Genomic DNA, 18924 nt, shown 5'->3' with positions numbered 1-18924 from the left:
CGGAAAACAACGCCGTATTCCCACCGATTCAGTGACAAACCACACGCCGGCGTCTTCGCAAACCGCCGCATTTTCAATCACAGCCCGCTCAGGCTGGTTGATTCTTACGCTTCTTTGGCAAGCGCAGGGCCAGCAGCCCCAGAATCACGGCCAGATAGATCAAGGGCTCAAGCTCCCAGACCTTCTTGACCATGATGAAATGCACCGCGCCAAGCACGACCGCGACATAGGCCAGTTTGTGCAGCTTGTGCCATCTGGCCCCAAGCCGCCGCACGAACCAGTTGTTGGATGTGATTGCCAGCGGCACCAACAGCAGGAAACCAATCATGCCGATGGTGATATAGGGACGCTTTAGAATGTCCGCCCAGATCTGGCTGATGATGCCGACATCGAGAACGAGCCAGACCAGCAGGTGCAGGGCGACATATATAAAGGCAAGCAACCCGAAGGTGCGGCGGAACCGGATCAGGTTCACACCAAGGTATCGCCGCAGCGGCGAGATGCACAGGCCGATGATCAGCAGCTGCAACGCAATCTCGCCCAGCTCATGTTCCAGCGCCTTGATCGGTTCGCGCCCAAGGCCACCCGTTTGCGCCAGATACAGCAGCCAGGGCACCGGCAACAGGTACAGTATATAGACCGCCCAAACCGGAACCTTGCGGGCAAAGCCGTTTATGCGATCAGTGAGCGGCATGCTGGATACTATATACTACAGTCTTTGCTCAGTAGAACTTGGTCAGATCCATACCGGCATAAAGGCCTGCGACCTCTTCTTCGTAGCCGTTGAACATGAGCGTCGGGATACGCGGGGAAAACAAACCACCGCCGATCACACGTTCCGTCGCCTGCGACCACCGCGGATGGTCAACCTCGGGATTCACATTTGCGTAAAACCCGTATTCGCTGGGCTGCAATTGCTGCCACGTATTCACCGGCTCTTCATCCGTCAGTGTAATACGCACGATCGACTTGATCGATTTGAAGCCATATTTCCACGGCACCACCAGACGCATCGGCGCGCCGTTCTGATTGGGAATGTCCCGCCCATATATCCCGGTGGCCATGATGGTCAGCGGATGCATCGCCTCATCAAGGCGCAGCCCTTCGACATAGGGCCAGTCGATGAAATTGCTGCTTTGGCCCCGCATCTCGGAAGGCCGGTAGAGGGTTTCGAAACGCACATATTTCGCCCCCGCCTGCACCCCCGCGAATTCCAGCAGGTCCGCCAGTTCAAAACCATTCCACGGGATCACCATCGACCACGCCTCAACACAGCGGAAGCGGTAGATGCGCTCTTCCACGGTCATCGCCTTCATGATGTCTTCGAAATCGTAATCCGCCGGACGATCCACCATCCCGTCGATCTTCACCGTCCAGGGAGAGGTCGTCAGCGCGCCGGCATATCGGACCGGATCATCCTTGCCCGTGCCGAATTCATAAAAGTTGTTGTATTGTGTAATGTCTTCCCACGAGGTGGGCTCCAGCGTCTCATCCGCCGCGACAGCCTGACTGCTCAGGGCGAAACCGGCACCCGCCGCGGCACCCTTCATAAGTTGCCGCCTGTTCAGGAACAACGCCTCATCCGTCACGTCGCGATCTTTAAGGGTATTCTTCCAGCGAAAGGCCATTTTGTGCTCCGGTTTTTTGCGTGTTGCAGCAGTTGTAGGCGCGCGAGCACGCGCGACCAAATGAATTGCGGAGAGATTTCACGCAGATCACCAGAATGTTTGACGCTGTAATAGTGGACAAACCGCCGTCAGAGACCCAAAAGCCCCGGCAGATCACCCATTGCATAAAAGACATCGTCGCACACCGGTGCCAACAGGGCCGCATCGGTTTCCGCCGCAAACCCAAGGCACCACATGCCCGCCGCCTGCCCGGCGCGCGCGCCATTGGGGCTGTCTTCAATCACGACACAGCGCTCCGGCGCGACCCCCGCATCTGCCGCCGCCTTCAGATAGACATCGGGCGCGGGTTTCGGCTGCGCAACATCTTCGCGTGAATAGATGCGCCCGGCCAGCCGGTCCATCAGGCCCGTTTTTGTCAGGGTAATCTGCATCTTTCGATGCGGGCCATTCGAGCCGACCGCATAAAGAATGCCCGCAGCATCCAGTGCATCAAGCACCGCATGCACACCGGGAATGATCGGGACGGAGGTCCCGAGCGTTTCAAAAATCTCGGCGTAAATCTGATCTACCCAGTCCCTGGGCAGGTCGGCGCCCAGTTCCAGCGCTTTTGCTTCCACCCCCATGATCGTGCCGCCCAGAAACATCGCGCCAAGCTCTGCATGGGTCAGGGCCAGCCCATGCCGCCGCAGATTCGCACATAACACATCCGCCGTCAGCGCTTCGCTATCGACCAATACGCCGTCGCAATCAAACAGAACCATTTCGGGGGGCATCTTCATGGGGTTCGTAGTGCACCTCAGCCCGCCCGTCGTCAATGCTCAGGCGGGAAATAGCGGCAGATCACTCACAGCTTCTGACAAATTCGTTATTGGAAATATTCCCGCACCGGTGCTTAGCGCATGGGCCGCCCCGATCAATGCCAAACCGTTGAAAAACAGGGTGATCCAGATGGCGATCTCATGCGTTTCCCTCTCAATGCCAACGACGGCAGACCTTAACGAAATCAAACAAGTGGGAGAATTCCATGCTTCGTAAAACACTCTTTGCCCTGACTGCCGCAACCGCTCTGGCGGGCACCGCCGCCTTTGCAGGTGCCAAGAAAGACATCGTCGACACAGCCGTCAACGCCGGCACATTCGAAACACTTGTCGCAGCCGTCAGCGCTGCGGAACTTGTGGACACGCTCAAAGGTGACGGCCCCTTCACCGTATTTGCCCCCACGGATGAAGCATTCGCCGCTCTGCCCGAAGGCACGGTCGAAAACCTGCTGAAGCCGGAGAACAAGGACCAGCTTGTTGCGATCCTGACCTATCACGTTGTCGCGGGCAAAGTCATGTCCACCGATCTGACCGACGACATGACAGCAGCGACAGTGAATGGCAGCGACATCATGATTGATCTCGACGATGGCGTGAAAGTCAATGAAGCCAGCGTGGTCACAGCGGACATCGAAACATCGAACGGCGTGATCCACGTCATTGATGCGGTGATCCTGCCCCCACAAAGCTAAAGCGTCCTGTGAAAAACCTGACTCACGTAACGCTGCCTGAAAACAACGGTTTCAACGCGTTACGTGATGTTTGATGTTTCAGGCATTTCGTCACACGCTTTAATTCACAATTGCGCAAAACAATGGCCCGGCAAAACTGATTTGCCGGGCCATTTCAATTTTCAAGGTGGGTCAGTGTACGACCGCTTCATCCGGCTTGGGCCTGTTGGTGGCCGCGACGCGGTCTCCGATCAGCAGCCCTTCGCTGCCGACACTGACCTGAATGACATCACCGTCCTTGACGTCCCCTGCCAGAATCATCTCGGCAAGCGGGTCCTGCAAGGCGCGCTGTATCACACGTTTCAACGGCCTTGCGCCGAACACGGGGTCATACCCTTCATCCGCAAGCCACATGCGCGCCGCGTCATCCAGTTCCAGCGCGATCTTGCGCCCGGCCAGCCGCTTGAGCAGACGCGCCATCTGAATTTCCACGATTCCGTCCATGTCGGCCCGACCAAGGCGATCAAAGATGATCGTCTCGTCCAGACGGTTCAGGAACTCAGGCCGGAAATGGGCGCGCACGGCATCCATCACATCGCGCTTGGCCGCAGAGGCATCCGCCCCGTCGGGCAGCTGGCTGAGCGCCTGCGCCCCAAGGTTTGACGTCAGCACGATCAAGGTTTGCTTGAAATCCACCGTGCGACCCTGACCGTCGGTCAAGACCCCGTCGTCCAGCACCTGCAACAGCACGTTGAAGACATCCGGATGGGCCTTTTCAACCTCATCGAACAGAACCACCTGATAGGGTCTGCGCCGCACAGCTTCGGTCAGCACACCGCCCTCATCATAGCCGACATATCCGGGAGGCGCCCCGATCAGTCGGGCAACCGCGTGTTTTTCCATGAACTCCGACATGTCGATGCGCACCATCGCATTGTCATCGTCAAACAGGAATTCCGCGACCGCCTTGGTCAATTCGGTTTTACCAACACCGGTTGGCCCGAGGAACAGGAACGAACCCAAAGGCCGGTTCTCATCGTTCAGACCCGCGCGGGCACGCCGCACCGCGTTGGAAATCGCCCGCACCGCGGAATTCTGCCCGATCACGCGGCCATGCAACTGATCTTCCATGCGCAGCAGTTTATCGCGTTCGCCTTCCAGCATCTTGCCCGCCGGGATACCGGTCCAACGCTCCACCACGCTGGCGATCTGCTCAGGGCGCACGGCCTCTTCGACCATCACGTCGCCGTCGTCCCGCCCCTCGGCAGCCTCCAGTTGCTTTTCCAGTTGTGGGATCACACCATAGGACAATTCGCCCGCCCGGCCGAGGTTCCCCTCGCGCTTGGCGATTTCCAGCTCCGCGCGGGCGTGATCAAGCTGCTCCTTGAGGTCGCGCGCACCCGCCATCTTGTCCCGCTCTGCCTGCCATTTCGCGGTCATCGCATCACTGCGCTCCTGCAATTCGGCCAACTCCTTTTCGAGCGTTTCAAGACGGTCCTTGCTCGCCGCGTCATCCTCAAGCCGAAGCGCTTCGGCCTCGATCTGCATCTGCAGGATCTGACGGTCGATCGCATCCAGCTCTTCGGGCTTGCTGTCCACTTCCATGCGCAACCGCGACGCCGCCTCATCCATCAGGTCAATCGCCTTATCCGGCAAAAACCGGTCCGTGATATACCGATGGCTCAGCGTCGCAGCGGCAACCAAAGACGAATCCGAAATCCGCACACCGTGGTGCAGTTCGTATTTCTCCTTGATGCCGCGCAGGATCGAAACGGTATCCTCGACCGTTGGCTCCTGAACCATCACAGGCTGGAACCGACGGGCCAGTGCCGCGTCTTTCTCGACGTATTTGCGGTATTCATCCAGCGTGGTTGCGCCGACACAATGCAGTTCACCGCGCGCAAGGGCAGGTTTGATGAGGTTGGCCGCGTCCATCGCGCCATCCGCCTTGCCCGCGCCGACAAGCGTGTGCATCTCGTCAATGAACAGGATGATCTCCCCCGCCGCCTCGGTGACTTCGGTCAGCACCGCCTTAAGACGCTCTTCGAATTCACCGCGGAATTTGGCACCGGCGATCAACGCGCCCATGTCCAGCGCCAACAGTTTCTTGTTGCGCAGGGATTCAGGCACATCGCCGTTCACGATCCGCAGGGCCAATCCTTCGGCAATCGCGGTTTTACCGACACCCGGCTCCCCGATCAGCACCGGGTTGTTCTTGGTCCGGCGGCTCAGAACCTGCATGGCGCGGCGGATTTCCTCGTCCCGCCCGATAATCGGGTCGATCTTGCCCGCCTCGGCCCGCTCCGTCAGGTCCATCGCGTATTTCTTCAACGCGTCATAGCCTTCTTCGGCAGTGGCCGTGTCCGCTGTGCGCCCCTTGCGCACATCATTGATCGCACCGTTCAACGCCTGCGCAGTTACATTTCCTGCATCCAAGGCCGTTTTGGCCCCCGATTTCACCATGCACAGCGCCATCAATATACGTTCGACGGGGACAAAGCTGTCACCGGCCTTCTTGGCCAGTTGCTCCGCCTCGGCGAGAACCTTGGTCGTGGTGCCATCCACATATACCTGTGCCGCATCGCCTGTCACCTTGGGCATTTTACCCAGTGCCAGATCAACAGACTCCAGAACCCGCGCCGGTTGCCCGCCCGCGGCCGAGATCAGATTGCTGGCCAGCCCCTGATCATCGTCCATCAATGCTTTCAGTAAGTGTTCGGCGGCCAGCCTCTGATGGCTTTCGCGCGCCGCTATCGTCTGTGCCGCCTGGATGAAACCGCGCGACCGTTCCGTGAACTTGCTCAAGTCCATGGCTATCTCCTTTTCGTTAAGCGTCCCTTTTGCGCTGCGCCCGGCTTGGCGGCACGTCAGCGTCCTGGACCTTTCCAATTACTTGGGAAGCGGAACCCGACGCTTCAAGAGCGAAGCAGTACCACCTCCGCCTTTCTTCTACTTTAACGCGCCGCAAAACGCCGTGATCCATATCAAAAACCGCAGAGGGAATAGGCCGCCGCCTTTCCCCGTTACCCCTGTCGCGTACTCGCGTAAATTGGCTTCAAGAGGTTTGTGTAGCGCGTGTTCTGTTGAATGGTTTGCCTCTTACGTACGAATAGTGACGAGTTGGCATGGTACGCCACTAACGCATAACAACGCCTGCGCGTCAAAGCGGCCTGCACCGATGAACGACCTGAGGTGGTTTATCCCTGCGCATCATCCTTCCCCCGGATGGGCCGCTTTGGCTGCGCGCAGGCAGTAAATTGATCCTATGCCCGAGCATCGTCCGCCGACTGTGTTCGGGCTTTTTCACACGCATGCTACCGCACCACATAGACAGGATGCACCGCAGCGCATAAAGCATCGCCTGACCCACAGGAGAATGCCCGATGACTGACACCACAACACCCGACGACCGCCTGATCGTGGCACTGGATGTCCCGAACGCCCTCGCCGGGCAAGAGCTTGCCGCGCAGATCGGGGATGCGGTTGGGTTTTACAAGATTGGCCTTGGCATGTTGACGGGCGGCGGGCTGGCCCTGGCCAATGAGCTCAAGCAAGAGCATGGCAAGCGCATCTTTCTGGACATGAAACTCTTTGACATCGGTGCGACGGTCGAAGCCGCCGTGCGGGGCCTTGCGCAATTCGAGCTGGATTTCCTGACGGTGCACGGTGATCCCCATGTGGTGCGCGCCGCGCGCGAGGGTGCTGCCGATTCCGACATGAAAATCCTCGCCGTGACGATCCTGACGTCGCTGGATCGCGGCGATCTGGATCATTGTCTGATCAGGGATGGGGAACTGTCCGATCTGGTGCAGATGCGCGCGGACCGCGCCTTTGAGGCCGGGGCCGATGGCGTCATCGCCTCCCCCCATGAGGCGGCACTGATCCGGGCACTGCCCTCTGCCACCGGACGGTTGATCGTAACCCCCGGTGTGCGCCCTGCGGGTGCTGATCTGGGCGATCAAAAGCGAGTCGCCACGCCCGCAAATGCGATCGCCGATGGCGCGGACCACATTGTTGTGGGTCGCCCGGTCTGGAAATCGCCAAATCCACGTGCAGCGGCGCAAGCCATCCTGAGCGAGTTGCAAAGCCCACAAGCCCACAGTCCAAATCGCTGAAAATCCACTGGAATCCAGATTTATCCACAACCTGAGGGGGAGCATCGCAGCGCCCCTGCGACGCTAAAGACTGTGGCACACAGACAACAGACAACAGGATGTAGCAGAATAACGGTGCCACGGCTTAGGTAAATTCACTCACAAGTGGTAGGGTTAACAGGAGTGATACTCCCCGACGAACCGTTTCTTCCTGAGGTTCGTTACCTCCCCCCGCTTCACGCAGCGGGGGGCTTTTCGATCTGACGGTCGAACAGTCGCTCCGCCGCCGATGCGAATGTAGCATTTTCATGGGTTCCGATCTGACCTATCCTGCCCCTCAAGCGTTCTCCACATAGCTGCGATATGCCAACACTCTGCCGCGACTGTTTTTCCCTATTCGACCACGGGCAACGTTGCCCCGCGTGCAACAGCCCGCGCCGGATCGCGCATGCCGAACTGAACGAACTGTCCATCGCCCATATGGACTGCGACGCCTTTTACGCCTCGGTGGAAAAGCGCGACAATCCTGAACTTGAAGGCAAGCCCGTGATCATCGGCGGGGGACGGCGCGGCGTTGTCTCAACCGCCTGTTATGTCGCGCGCATTCGCGGTGTGCGTTCCGCAATGCCCATGTTTCAGGCCCTGAAACTCTGCCCCGACGCGGTCATCATCAAACCCCGGATGCAGGCCTATGTGGAGGCCTCACGCGCGATCCGCGCGATGATGGAAGAACTGACACCTGCCATCGAGCCGCTGTCGCTGGACGAAGCTTTCATGGATTTGTCCGGCACCGCGCGGCTGCACGGGGCACCTCCGGCGGTCATGCTGGCCAGACTGGTCAAGCGGATGCATCAGGAACTGGGTCTGACCGGGTCAATCGGACTGTCACATAACAAGTTTCTGGCCAAGGTGGCGTCTGACCTCGACAAACCGCATGGTTTTTCGATCATCGGCAAGGCGGAAACCGCCGCCTTCCTGCGCAACAAGCCGGTGCGCATGATCTGGGGTGTGGGCGCTGCGGGGCAGGCCTCGCTTGAAAAGGCGGGGATTCGCACTTTTTCCGACCTGTTGCGCTGGGACAGGCGCGATCTGGGCGCACGGTTCGGCTCCATGGGCGACAGGCTCTGGCATCTGGCGCGGGGCGAAGATCACCGCCGCGTTTCGGCCCATGCCCCGATGAAATCCATCTCCAATGAAACAACCTTTCATGATGATACCTCTGATCCGGAGCTTCTGGACGGGCACCTGTGGCGCATGGCCGAAAAGGTCTCAGACCGGGCCAAGGCCAAACAGCTTGCAGGCCGGGTCGTCACGCTGAAACTCAAGCGCGCGGATCATTCGCTGCTGTCACGCAGGATCAGCCTGCGCGACGGGACGCAGATGGCGGATACGATCTATCGCACCGCCCGCAGCCTGTTTGATCAGGTCGGCGACGAGGGTCCCTACCGCCTGTTGGGCTGTGGTCTGTCGGACCTCATTCCCGAAGACAGTGCGGATCTGTCGGGGGACCTGCTCGACCCGCAGGCACAGCAACGAAGTGCCGCCGAACGCGCAACAGACAAGATACGGGATCGTTTTGGCGCGGATGCCATCCTGAAAGGGCGCTCGCTGCGCTGAACCTACTCGGCAGCCAGCGGCACCGGTTCCCGACCGATCTGCGCGATTTCAGAAACCGCAGCACGCAAGGCCGCGCGCACAGCTTCAAAGTTGGAATTGGGCCGAATGCGTTTCTCATCCATGTAAAGCGCGCGATCAAGCTCCACCTGCACCGCATGTTGACCGCGCTGCGGGCGCCCATATGCCTGCGCGATATAGGCCCCGGCAAAAGGCGCATTGCGCGCCACGCGAAACCCTTGTGCGACGAATGCGGCTTCGACACGCTCAACGACACTGCCTGCGGCGGCCGCGCCGAAGCGATCGCCCAACACGATATCCGGACGCGTCCCGCCGGACCGCGCGACACTTTCTACGGCTTCATGCGGCATCGAATGGCAATCAATCAACACAGCCTGTCCGTGAAACCGATGCGCATCGTCCAACAAAACCTGAAGCTTTTGGTGGTAAGGGTGCCAATACCGGTCAAGACGCTCCTGCGCATCGACCATGGCGATCTTGCCGCGATAAATTGCGCGCCCATTGGCCACGACCCGTGGAATGACGCCCAGCCCGGATGCAACCCTCGGATTGTGCCCTTGGCGGCGTACACCTTCTATCAACGCGGGGTCCAACTCATCCGGGCTGCGGTTCAGATCGACATAGGCACGCGGCGCTGCGGCCTTGATGAACCGCGCCCCAAAGGCGGGCGCGCAATCAAACAGGCGATCCACGAACGCATCTTCGGATGAGCGTATCAACTGGTCATTCAGAACGGTTTTACGCATCATGTCCTTTGGATATGCCGACCCGCTGTGGGGTGAGGCAAAAACCACGCAAGACGTGTCGCGGGCGGGCAAACAGATGTGATAGGCGGTGTGTAACATGCGTAATCCTTCGCCTCATACATAGCGCAGAAAAATTGAAAACCAAAAGCCCTTGATCCCCCGGACGACTCCTTTTATAGACGCCGCTACCGGCGCGTTTTTTCGCGCCCCATTTTTGTATGGGGCAACGGAATGCGCGGCCAAATAGTGGGTGATTAGCTCAGCGGTAGAGCACTTCGTTGACATCGAAGGGGTCACTGGTTCGATCCCAGTATCGCCCACCATGAGATACACTGGTCCGTTTCGGCGGGCTGCCCGAAACCCGGCGCCCCACCGCGCCACAACATGAGGAGAACGACCATGAAGGTTCGCAATTCGCTCCGCTCGCTCAAGAATCGGCACCGCGACTGCCGTGTTGTGCGCAGGAAGGGCCGCGTCTACGTCATCAACAAGACGCAACGCCGGTTCAAAGCCCGTCAGGGTTAAACCAAGCAAATCACGAAAAAAGGCCGCCCCACCCGGGCGGCTTTTTTTATGCGCTCAACAGGGAAATGCGCGCACCTCATAGGCGGGATCGGAAAAGTAGGGCGCGAAATCCGTTGGAATCACCGGATCATCCGTGCCGGCGGACAAGCGATCAGGTGCAAAACGGTTCGGGAATTGCACCAACTCCCCCTCCTGCGTCAACCGCGTGGCATAGCCCTCCAGATCGTCAAACGGCGGCTGTGGTCGTGCAAACTCTGCGACGCTGAACCGCTGACAAATGAACTGAGCCTTCACCATGATGGCGTCGTCACTGGCAGTGAAATCAATCACGTGCCCCAGTTTGGTCGCAAAATCCATCACGGCAAAGCGCAGCGGCCCATCCAGAACGAACAGCGTCGTTTCATCCTTGCCGAATAACTCCGCTTCGCCGCGCCACTGCGCACCGGTTGCAAATCGCACGTCATATTCCCCCGGCGGCACCAGCACCTTGAAGAATTCCCCGCCCTCGATAAAGGCCGCAAGCGCCGGGGCATGGGTTTGCGCATCCACCAGCGTCATCATGAAATCCTGACCCGGTGCTGTTTTGACCTGCAGCGGAAACACCGCGGGCAGGCCCGTCTTGTTCCACATAAGACCGGCGCGCGGTTCTTCTGCCCCGCCGGATGTCGCCAGAAGGCCCAACCACAAGGCGCTCAGGAGTGTGAATTTCAAGACCGCTTTATGCACCAGATTCCTATACCATACCTTCGGTTTTGATGCGAACCACGGCACCACAGTGCTTGCAGTGTACCGCGTCATGGTCATGTTTGGTCAATCCGCAGGACTGACAGGTATACTGTACCTTGGGCGGCTGGATGATGGCCCGCGCAAGCTGCACAAACAGGGCCACGCCCACCACCATGATCACCACAGCCAGCAGTTTGCCGCCCGTGGTGGTTGGTGTGATATCCCCATACCCGGTGGTCGTCAGCGTGGAGACGGTGAAATAAAGCGCGTTGATATAGCCCTCAAGCCCCGTCCCACGTTCGACAAACAGCGCAAAGACGACCGAGGTCGTGAAAAATACGAACACAAACAGGTTGATGGCCGCGATGACGGCCCCTTCATGTTTGACAAAGAACGGACTGACACGCCGCAGATCACGCAGCAGGTGATAGGAGTGGATGATCCGCAGGCCGCGCAGAATACGCAGAAAGGCGAGGTTTGCGTGAATGAAAGGCGCGATCAACAAAGACAGGATCACGATCACATCCGCAATTGTGTAGATTTTCAAAAGCATCTCCCTGCGGTCGCTCGCAATCCAGAGCCGCGCGGTAAAATCCGCCAGAATCAACAGGCCAAGCACAAACCCAAGGGCTTCCAACCCCACTGTCGCCTGGAGAGGCGCAATGGCGATGAACAGGATGATCGTGAACACATCGAATAGTATCAGGCCAAACCGGAACCGCCGAGAACGCTGCTGTGAGCCTGTGTAAAGCTCCGTCATGGTTTGTTTCAGGTCACGCATCATGGCGCACATCAACTCAAAACCCGGCTGGCTTGGCAAGGACAATCAGGGGGCAGAACGTATGACCTCGCGAAACCGTGCGCGCAGAACGGGCTTGCGCTCCGGGCTTCAAGACATAGGTTCACCTGCATACTCGCAAATGGAAGAGGCTCCCATGACCATCGCAACGGAATACACCCCGCCCAAAGTCTGGACGTGGGACGCAGAAAACGGTGGCAAATTCGCCAGCACCAACCGCCCCATCGCAGGCCCGACACATGACAAGGACCTGCCGGTCGGCAAACACTCTTTGCAGCTTTATTCGCTTGCCACGCCGAACGGCGTCAAGGTCACGGTGTTGCTCGAAGAGTTGCTGGCACTTGGCATTACCGACGCCGAATATGATGCATGGCTCATCAAGATCGGCGATGGCGACCAATTCGGCAGCGGTTTCGTCGAGGTGAACCCGAATTCGAAAATCCCCGCCCTGATGGACCGCTCAGGCGATACGCCGCAGCGCGTTTTCGAATCCGGTGCCATCCTTCTCTATCTGGCTGAAAAATTCGGCCACTTCATCCCGGATGATGCCGCCGGGCGCGCCGAAACGCTGTCATGGCTCTTTTGGCAAATGGGCTCCGCGCCTTATCTGGGTGGTGGTTTTGGCCACTTCTACGCCTATGCTCCCGAAAAGATGGAATACCCGATCAACCGCTTTTCGATGGAGACAAAGCGTCAACTCGACGTGCTTGACCGGCAACTCGCCGAACGTGACTTCATCGCAGGTGACACCTACACGATCGCCGATATGGCAATCTGGGCGTGGTACGGGCAACTCGTGCTCGACCGGTTCTATGATGCTGCCGAATTTCTGGACGTGACCAGCTACACGCATGTGCTGAACTGGGCTGAAAAGATCGACGCCCGCCCCGCCGTTCAGCGGGGGACGCATGGTAAACCGCATGTCGGGTGCCCCGGAAACGCAACTGCATGAACGCCATGACGCGTCAGATTTCGAGACACAGACGCAGGACAAGATCGGCGAAAAGTCCTGAGGATTGCGGACCGGGGGCGCGATGGATCACGTCGCGCCCTCGGAACAGGCCGCGCATTACAGGCCCGCGCCGCCCCCTTCGCCGGGCTCTCGCCCTTCGAAAAACGCGAAAACATCGTCAAACACTGGCAAATGTGACGCAAACATCAGATGGCCCTGTCCCTCGTATCCGGTGACGGGAACGCCACCGAGTTGCGCGGCAAAACGCCGGATCTGTTCAGGTGAAAACACCGGGTCCTCCAGCCCATGGAAAAACCGGATGCGCCCCTCTTCAAAGGCAATATCCCTGGGCAGGCGCCAGCGTCGCAAATCGGCCATATGCGCCCGTGGCAAGCCGCCTTCGGGGAAAACAATCCGATCCGCACGCGCTGCGATGATCTGCGCCGCACGGGTGCTGAGCGCCTGATCAGACAGCACCGGCGTGCCAAAGAGCAACAGCCGGTAATACGCAAGCCAGACCCTACGCAGGCGAACCGATCTGACCCGCCACGCAGCATTCAGGATCAATCGCGTGGTGCGGATGGCCGTTTCCGCCCCGCCGCCACACTCAACGGCCGGGGACAATCCGGCCACTTTCACCTCGTTGCGCATCCGCGCGGCAGCCGAGATCGCGATGGGCGCACCTGTCGAAAAGCCAAGCAGGCGAAACGGCGTATCCGGATATGCCGCAGCCAGCCCTGCGATATCACCCGCCGCCTGTTCGATCCTGAGCGCCGGAGACAGCGCGCGACCGTCCAGTCCGGGAAAGCGATAGGTCGCCACCCCATACCCCGCCTCCTGCCAGGGCAGGGCCGGGGCAAAAATATCCCCGCGTGACAAGGCCCCGGGAATCAGAACCGCTATGACGCGCGCCTGCGACAGTGCTTTCGCGTCATAGCTGAGATGCGTCATATTAGTCGTAGCTGCGCTGATCTTCTATGACCACACCGTCCTTGGGCAGGCTGCCCATGGGGACAATTTCCACCGTCGCTTTCAGCTTGAGCGTTTCGACCACCGTTGACGCATAGCGCGTTGCATCCGCGCTGTCGTCTGCCTCGACCTTGACGGTCATCGCGTCCTGCTCATTCGCACGGGTGATGACAACACGGGCCTTTGCGACCTCCTCATGGTGGTCAACAAAGGATGCCACCTGTTCGGGGCGCACGAACATCCCCTTGACCTTGGCGGTCTGATCCGCGCGCCCCATCCATCCCTTGATGCGGCGGTTTGTACGACCACACGGGCTTTCGCCGTCCATGAAGGCGCTCAGATCACCGGTGGAAAAACGGATCAGCGGGTAATCGGGGTTCAGCGTGGTGACAATGACCTCGCCAACTTCCCCCTCTGGCACAGGTGTGCCGGTGCCGGGTGTGACAATCTCAACGACCACCTGTTCATCGAGAATAAGCCCCTCCATCGCGGGCGATTCATAGGCCACGTTGCCGAGATCCGCCGTCGCGTAGCATTGCAGACACAGAACCCCCCTATCGGCATATTCCTTGCGCAACGACGGAAACAGCGCACCACCGCCCACTGCCGCCTTGGTAATGTTCAGCGCAACGCCCATGGCATCGGCCTTATCAAGGATCACCTTGAGGAAATCGGGCGTGCCCGCATAGGCGGTGGTGCCAACGTCCCGCGCGGCGGTGATCTGCAATTCGGTCTGTCCCGTGCCCGCTGGCAACACAGTCGCCCCTACCGCATGCGCGCCGCTTTCAAAAATCGCACCCGCCGGTGTCAGATGATAGCCAAAACAGTTCTGGACAATATCCCCCTTGCCAATGCCGACCGCATGCAGGAAGCGGCCCATGCGAAACCAGTCATGGTTCACGTCAAAGGGTTCGTAGATCGGGCCCGGCGACTGAAAGATATGGCTGAATCCCGTGGCCGGTTTCGTGGTGAAGTTGCCGAACGGCATATGCATTGATTGCGCATCTCCCAGATCGGATTTGCGCAGCACCGGCAGTTTCGCCAATGCCGCCACATCGGTAATGTCGCCTGCGGTATACCCGTTCAGCCGCCCCGCATATCCTTGCAACGCCTGCGCTCTGGCGATCTGTTGCGGCAATATCCGGCTCAGATGCGCGGCACGCTCATCCGCTGAGCGCACTTCCAAGCCGTCAAAAAATAAATCTGAATGCTTTTTCATTGGTTCAAATGATCCCGAGGCCGCTCTTGAAAGCGGCTATAATGTATTCTGGTCAAAAACTGTCATATCCTGCACGGCACGCCTCGCTGCAAATCCGCAGCGGGCTTTTGCAATCGCCAGCGATGGCTGCTTTGTCGTGGGGCCGCGCACTTTGTTCCTCCTTCAGCTGAGCCAACGCTTGCGTCGGCGGTAACTACGCACATCGCGAAAGGACTTTCGCCCCTGTTCAGACATACCCAGATAAAATTCCTTTACGTCCGGGTTTTCCCGCAAATCCGCTGCGGGTCCATCCATCACAACACGTCCGGATTCCAAAATATACCCGTAATGCGCGAAGCGTAGCGCCACATTCGTGTTCTGCTCCGCCAACAAAAAAGTTACCCCCTCGTTTTCATTGACAGATTTCACGATCTCAAAAATTTGCTCAACCAGCTGCGGCGCAAGACCCATCGAGGGTTCATCGAGCAGAATCGTTTCCGGTTTTGACATCAGCGCCCGCCCGATGGCAGTCATCTGCTGCTCTCCGCCCGAGGTATAGCCCGCCTGGCTTTTGCGCCGCTCTTTCAGGCGCGGGAAATAGTCATAGACCATCTCCAGATCACGTTGGATCGCGGCCTTGCCCTCGCGCCGCGTATAGGCACCGGTCAGCAGGTTTTCCTCGACCGTGAGGTGTTCAAAGCAGTGCCGCCCTTCCATCACCTGCACGACACCGGATTTCACGATATCGGCGGGGTCCTGATGCTGGATGACGGTGCCGCGATATTTGATGGAGCCTTTCGTCACCTCGCCGCGCTCAGAGGCCAAAAGGCCCGAAATCGCCTTGAGGGTCGTCGTCTTGCCCGCGCCATTCCCACCGAGCAAGGCGGTGATGCCCCCCTGCGGCACATTCAGGCTCACGCCTTTCAGCACGAGAATAACGTGGTTGTAGATCACCTCGATGTTGTTCACTTCGAGAACGTTCTCGGTCTGGCCCTCTGCTGCGTCGAACATTTCCATCGCTCCTGATCTGTGCGCCGGGCCGCCCCTGTCTGCCCGTTGAACGCCCGCTGGATGCAGGACGTCCGGCCTGTCTCGTGGTGCGTTCCCCGGCGACAGATCCGCCGCCGGGAAACGCGTCAGTGTTTAGTCACACCCCGGTGTGATGTTGTTTTCGGCTGCAAAGGCTGCGGCATCCTCGGCGATCAATGGCCCGATGACATCCTGATCCGACTGTTCGTAATCGGAAATCAGCGTCCACTGGTCATTTGTCCCGCTCCACTGCGCCATGGCGACGAAGCCACCACCGCCGTGGTTTTCGCAGGATACTTCAAACGCAGGACCAAAGCCCGGCAGACCCAGAGCCGCCATCTTCTCTTCGGTGATCTTGAGCGCCTCCATGCCATCGCGCATCATAGGTGCCGTAATCTCGGCCACGCCGTGGATTTCCTGCGCGGTCCTGGCCGCTTCTGCCGCCAACATCGCCGCATAAAGGCCGCGGTTATACAGAACCGTACCGATCTGATCCCCGGCACCTGCGGCCTTGCCTGCATCAACAACGTATTTCTGGATGTCGTCAAACACCGGGAAATCACTGCCGACATTGTGGAAGGCCAACGCTTTGTACCCATCAGCAGCAGCGCCAGCAGGACGCACGTCATTTTCAGAGCCAGACCACCAGATGCCGATGAAATTCTCCATCGGGAAACGGATGTTCGCGGCTTCCTGAATGGCGACCTGATTCATCACCCCCCAGCCGTACATGATGACATTATCAGGGCGTTCGCGACGAATCTGCAACCACTGCGATTTCTGTTCCTGCCCGGGGTGATCCACGGCCAGCAACATCAACTCGAACCCGTGCTTTTCCGACAGTTCTTCGAGGGTGCGGATCGGCTCCTTGCCATAGGCGGAGTTGTGATAGACCAGCGCGATCTTCTTGCCCTCAAGCGATCCGTCGTTCACGTCCAGCAGATGCTTGATCGCAAAGGACGCACCATCCCAATAGTTCGCAGGGTAGTTAAAGATGTTGCGAAACACCGTGCCATCCTTGGCAGAGGTACGGCCATAGCCCATCGAATGAACCGGGATGCCATCCGCCGTCGCCTTGGGGATCAGCTGATAGGTGATGCCGGTCGACAGGGGTTGATAGACCAGCGCGCCCTCCCCCTTGGTGCTCTCGTAACACTCAACCCCTTTTTCCGTGTTATACCCGGTTTCGCATTCCGGCACCCGCGTCATGACACCGCCGATCCCGCCGTCGCGTTCATTCAGCAGCGTGAAGTAATCCGCATAGCCATCCGCAAAGGGGATGCCGTTCGCCGCATATGGGCCCGTGCGGTAGCTCAGCGACGGAAAGACAAGGTCCGCCATCACCGGACTTGCCGCCATCACGGCCGCAACGGCCCAGGTTCCTATTTTGTGTTTCATCGGTATTTCCTCCCTAAATTGTTGTCCGATGCGCCGGCGATCCGGCGTCTTATCAGCAGGCTGCCCCGCCTTTCGTTTTTATGCCTCACCCTAGTGCGGGAAAGGCCACAAGCGTAGCTTTTCCTTGGCCAGTCGCCAAAGCTGTGCAAGGCCGTGCGGCTCAACGATCAAAAACACGATGATCAACGCGCCCACGATCACCAGATTGAGGTGCGCCACGATATCCGTGGGCCAGCCAAACCAATCAACGCCGATCACCTTGAGCAACACCGGCAACAGCACCAGAAATGCCGCCCCCGCGAAAGAGCCAAAGATCGACCCGAGGCCCCCGATGATGATCATGAAGAGCACAAGGAAGGATTTGGTGATCCCAAAGACCTCGCCAACCTCCACAGCGCCCAGATAGATCGCGAAAAACAACGCACCTGAAATGCCCACAAAGAACGAACTGACCGCAAAGGCCGTCAGCTTGGCCTTGAGCGGGTTCACCCCGATGATCTCGGCGGCGATGTCCATATCCCGGATCGCCATCCACTGCCGTCCCATCGACCCGCGCGTCAGATTGCGCGCAATAATGGCGCTTGCAATGGTGAAAATCAGGCAGAACACATAGGCCGCCCATGCGTCCGTATTGGGGCCTGTGATGATGATTCCAAAGGTGTCCCGCTCGGGCGCGTTGATCTGACCCGAGGCCGAATAGTTATAAAACCAGGAAACACGGTTAAACATCCAGACCAGAAAAAACTGCGCAGCCAGCGTCGCAACGGCCAGATAAAACCCCTTGATCCGCAGGGATGGCAGGCCAAACAACACCCCGACCCCGGCCGTGATAACCCCTGACAGAAGAACATGAATGAACATGCTGACCTCCGGAAAAGCGGTCATCAGCTTGTAACAGGCATAGGCCCCCACGGCCATGAAACCGCCCGTGCCAAGGCTCACCTGCCCGCAATATCCAACCAGAATATTCAGCCCGATCGCCGCGATCGAATAGATCAAAAAGGGCATGAAGATCGAATTGACCCAATAATCATTGATTACAAAGGGGATGATGACAATCGCGATGAACAACACCGCATAATAGCGATAGCGGTCAAACCGGATTGGAAAGGTCTGGCTGTCCTCGGGGTAGGTTGTGCTGAAATCACCTGCTTCACGATAGAGCATTACGACCCTCCCTGCGCATTATCAGATGGTTGCTCGCGCCGGATACCCGTCACGGCATCGGCAGTTGTCTTAGTGGTTTTATGCCGCTCAAACATGGCGCTGCTCCGCCCTTGAGAAGTTAACCACGTTACAGAAATTCTCACGATTTCCTAATTTTGCCCCAATTGCACCGGCACAACGTCTTTGGTGGGACGGAGTGGGTGACATGACGGCGGTACTGAACGAAATCAGAAATCTGGATGCGCGGCTGGACCGGGGGGAGATCACCCCGGCGGAGTATGAAGCGGCACGCGGGCAGCTTCTGCAGGACATCGAAGACGCAGAAAGCGATTTCATCGACATCACCCCGGCACCCACGGCCCGCAAGGCGCGACGGCAGGGGTCCTCCGCATTGGGTCTCGGTCTGGTGGTCTGCCTGTTGGTGATGAGCCTGTGCATCAGCCTGACCTTGCTGTTCCTGCCCGATCTCAATCTGGCGCTGACCCTGGGCGTGACGATCCTCGCAGCGCTCAGCGTGGCCTTGTTGCAGGTCAAGGACGACTGACGCTGCGCGCCCCGGTGCGCCCCCA

General features: G+C 58.8%; 18 protein-coding genes, 1 tRNA gene and 1 pseudogene. 8 read left to right on the top strand and 12 right to left on the bottom strand.

The genetic code is table 11. The features are described from left to right. Nucleotides 1–88: 88 nt before the first annotated feature. The 3 genes from msrQ to RD1_RS03320 form a co-directional block, all read right to left on the bottom strand. Nucleotides 89–694, bottom strand: coding sequence for a protein-methionine-sulfoxide reductase heme-binding subunit MsrQ (gene msrQ, locus RD1_RS03330; RefSeq protein WP_011567038.1), 606 nt, complete (start codon nt 692–694; stop codon nt 89–91). Between the two features lie 28 nt (nt 695–722). Then, the gene (gene msrP, locus RD1_RS03325; RefSeq protein WP_011567037.1) at nt 723–1628 is read right to left on the bottom strand and encodes a protein-methionine-sulfoxide reductase catalytic subunit MsrP; all 906 of its coding nucleotides are present in this window, start codon (nt 1626–1628) and stop codon (nt 723–725) included. A gap of 128 nt (nt 1629–1756) precedes the next feature. Further along, nucleotides 1757–2407: an HAD family hydrolase gene (locus RD1_RS03320; RefSeq protein ID WP_044032913.1), complete on the bottom strand. Its 651-nt coding sequence runs from the start codon at nt 2405–2407 to the stop codon at nt 1757–1759. Here RD1_RS03320 and RD1_RS03315 point away from each other — a divergent pair. Together RD1_RS03315 and RD1_RS03310 are read left to right on the top strand one after the other, a co-directional pair. Next, entirely contained in the window at nt 2406–2663 is a 258-nt protein-coding gene (locus RD1_RS03315) for a hypothetical protein (RefSeq protein ID WP_044032912.1), read from the top strand. The two genes, RD1_RS03320 and RD1_RS03315, sit on opposite strands and share 2 nt — an antisense overlap. Beyond that, the gene (locus RD1_RS03310) at nt 2653–3138 is read left to right on the top strand and encodes a fasciclin domain-containing protein (protein WP_011567035.1); all 486 of its coding nucleotides are present in this window, start codon (nt 2653–2655) and stop codon (nt 3136–3138) included. Before RD1_RS03315 ends, RD1_RS03310 begins: the two co-directional genes overlap by 11 nt. Before the next feature lie 171 nt (nt 3139–3309). Here the strand turns inward: RD1_RS03310 and clpB are convergent, their stop codons facing one another. Continuing rightward, nucleotides 3310–5928 carry an ATP-dependent chaperone ClpB gene (gene clpB / locus RD1_RS03305; protein ID WP_011567034.1) on the bottom strand — a complete coding sequence of 873 codons (2619 nt, stop codon included), beginning with the start codon at nt 5926–5928 and terminating at the stop codon, nt 3310–3312. Between the two features lie 572 nt (nt 5929–6500). Between clpB and pyrF the strand changes: the two genes are divergently transcribed. Further along, nucleotides 6501–7232: an orotidine-5'-phosphate decarboxylase gene (gene pyrF / locus RD1_RS03300; RefSeq protein ID WP_011567033.1), complete on the top strand. Its 732-nt coding sequence runs from the start codon at nt 6501–6503 to the stop codon at nt 7230–7232. Nucleotides 7233–7574: 342 nt separating this feature from the next. After that, entirely contained in the window at nt 7575–8828 is a 1254-nt protein-coding gene (locus RD1_RS03295) for a DNA polymerase IV (RefSeq protein ID WP_011567032.1), read from the top strand. Between the two features lie 2 nt (nt 8829–8830). On the opposite strand, the gene RD1_RS03290 is transcribed toward RD1_RS03295, so the two are convergent. Next, nucleotides 8831–9691: an N-formylglutamate amidohydrolase gene (locus RD1_RS03290; protein ID WP_011567031.1), complete on the bottom strand. Its 861-nt coding sequence runs from the start codon at nt 9689–9691 to the stop codon at nt 8831–8833. Between the two features lie 149 nt (nt 9692–9840). Between RD1_RS03290 and RD1_RS03285 the strand changes: the two genes are divergently transcribed. Together RD1_RS03285 and ykgO are read left to right on the top strand one after the other, a co-directional pair. After that, nucleotides 9841–9915: transfer RNA gene (locus RD1_RS03285), tRNA-Val, on the top strand. Between the two features lie 76 nt (nt 9916–9991). Further along, entirely contained in the window at nt 9992–10117 is a 126-nt protein-coding gene (gene ykgO, locus RD1_RS20610) for a type B 50S ribosomal protein L36 (RefSeq protein ID WP_005850168.1), read from the top strand. A 54-nt stretch (nt 10118–10171) separates the two neighbouring features. On the opposite strand, the gene RD1_RS03280 is transcribed toward ykgO, so the two are convergent. Together RD1_RS03280 and RD1_RS03275 are read right to left on the bottom strand one after the other, a co-directional pair. Further along, nucleotides 10172–10828: a hypothetical protein gene (locus RD1_RS03280; protein WP_245897178.1), complete on the bottom strand. Its 657-nt coding sequence runs from the start codon at nt 10826–10828 to the stop codon at nt 10172–10174. A 22-nt stretch (nt 10829–10850) separates the two neighbouring features. Beyond that, nucleotides 10851–11624 carry an ion channel gene (locus tag RD1_RS03275; protein ID WP_044033319.1) on the bottom strand — a complete coding sequence of 258 codons (774 nt, stop codon included), beginning with the start codon at nt 11622–11624 and terminating at the stop codon, nt 10851–10853. Nucleotides 11625–11778: 154 nt separating this feature from the next. On the opposite strand from RD1_RS03275, the pseudogene yghU reads away from it, so the two are divergent. Beyond that, nucleotides 11779–12655, top strand: a pseudogene (gene yghU, locus RD1_RS03270) (glutathione-dependent disulfide-bond oxidoreductase). Between the two features lie 56 nt (nt 12656–12711). Here the strand turns inward: yghU and RD1_RS03265 are convergent. The 5 genes from RD1_RS03265 to RD1_RS03245 form a co-directional block, all read right to left on the bottom strand. Further along, nucleotides 12712–13545: an alpha/beta hydrolase gene (locus tag RD1_RS03265; protein ID WP_074958570.1), complete on the bottom strand. Its 834-nt coding sequence runs from the start codon at nt 13543–13545 to the stop codon at nt 12712–12714. A 1-nt stretch (nt 13546) separates the two neighbouring features. Then, on the bottom strand, nt 13547–14782 hold the full coding sequence (locus tag RD1_RS03260; protein ID WP_011567027.1) for a phenylacetate--CoA ligase family protein: 1236 nt from the start codon (nt 14780–14782) through the stop codon (nt 13547–13549). Nucleotides 14783–14944: 162 nt separating this feature from the next. Beyond that, the gene (locus tag RD1_RS03255) at nt 14945–15772 is read right to left on the bottom strand and encodes an ABC transporter ATP-binding protein (protein ID WP_011567026.1); all 828 of its coding nucleotides are present in this window, start codon (nt 15770–15772) and stop codon (nt 14945–14947) included. Between the two features lie 132 nt (nt 15773–15904). Then, entirely contained in the window at nt 15905–17188 is a 1284-nt protein-coding gene (locus RD1_RS03250) for an ABC transporter substrate-binding protein (protein WP_011567025.1), read from the bottom strand. 90 nt (nt 17189–17278) lie between these two features. Next, nucleotides 17279–18355: a branched-chain amino acid ABC transporter permease gene (locus RD1_RS03245; protein ID WP_011567024.1), complete on the bottom strand. Its 1077-nt coding sequence runs from the start codon at nt 18353–18355 to the stop codon at nt 17279–17281. A 205-nt stretch (nt 18356–18560) separates the two neighbouring features. On the opposite strand from RD1_RS03245, the gene RD1_RS03240 reads away from it, so the two are divergent. Next, complete coding sequence (locus RD1_RS03240) at nt 18561–18899, top strand: SHOCT domain-containing protein (protein WP_011567023.1); 339 nt, start codon at nt 18561–18563, stop codon at nt 18897–18899. Nucleotides 18900–18924 lie beyond the last annotated feature (25 nt).

Source organism: Roseobacter denitrificans OCh 114 (assembly GCF_000014045.1).
GTDB lineage: Bacteria > Pseudomonadota > Alphaproteobacteria > Rhodobacterales > Rhodobacteraceae > Roseobacter > Roseobacter denitrificans.
This window is presented reverse-complemented; position numbering and strand designations above follow the sequence as displayed.